The following is a 956-nucleotide window of genomic DNA, read 5'->3' on the forward strand; positions in this document are numbered from 1 at the left end:
TGAATAGCCACCAAATCAGTAGACACTCTTTAACTTGATTTCATATTGCTTTTCATACTCTACTGGCGACAACTGATTATTGGAACCATGTCGGCGTTTAATGTTGTAGAACATCTCAATATATTCGAAGATGTCCATACGAGCGTCTTCTCTAGTGGTGTAGCACTTCCGCTTAATTCTTTCTCTTTTGAGTAACTGGAAAAAACTCTCGGCAACCGCATTGTCGTGACAATTACCACGGCGACTCATACTTGATTCAAGACCATGCTGTTTCAAAAAACAGTCCCAGTCGTGACTGGTATACTGGCTACCTTGATCTGAGTGGACGAGCACTTTTCCTATAGGCGAACGGCGCCAAACCGCCATTAGCAAAGCATCTAGGACAAGTTCTTTAGTTATTCTACTTTTCATTGACCAACCAATTACTCGCCGAGAGAATAGATCTACAACTACCGCCAAATACAGCCAACCTTCGTGCGTTTTGATATAGGTAATATCAGTTACCCACGATTGATTGGGCGCGATCGGGTTGAACTCTCTTGAGAGTTTGTTAGGAACAATGATGTTTTCGGCACCACCCTTGGGGCGTGGCTTTCGATAGCCTCTTTGCGACTGAATACCTTCTCGCTTCATTAGGCTATGAACTTGGTTAATTCCACAGATTTCCCCTTCATCTCGCAGGTCACTGTAGATTTTTCGATAACCATACACACAGCCTGACTCCAGCCAAAATTGCTTTATCAGTCCGAGAAGGTATTTTCGCCGCTTTTCTTGTCTACTATCTGGATTTTTTAGCCAAGAATAATAACCACTTGGGTGAATTCCAAAGACTTTACACATGCGTCGAACAGACCAGATGGTCTGATTCGCTTTAATAAAGGCATACCTCAGTCGGACTGGCTTGCGAAGTACACCGCGGCTTTTTTTAGTATGTCTCGCTCTTCTGTTACCCGCTG

1 pseudogene is annotated in these 956 nt (G+C 43.6%); it reads right to left on the minus strand.

The window, feature by feature from the left end:
* Positions 1 to 15 precede the first annotated feature (15 nt).
* Positions 16 to 956 (minus strand): annotated as a pseudogene (locus ACVA54_RS19630) (IS3 family transposase); the annotation flags it as partial.

It is taken from the genome of Vibrio sp. PNB23_22_6, assembly GCF_052877535.1.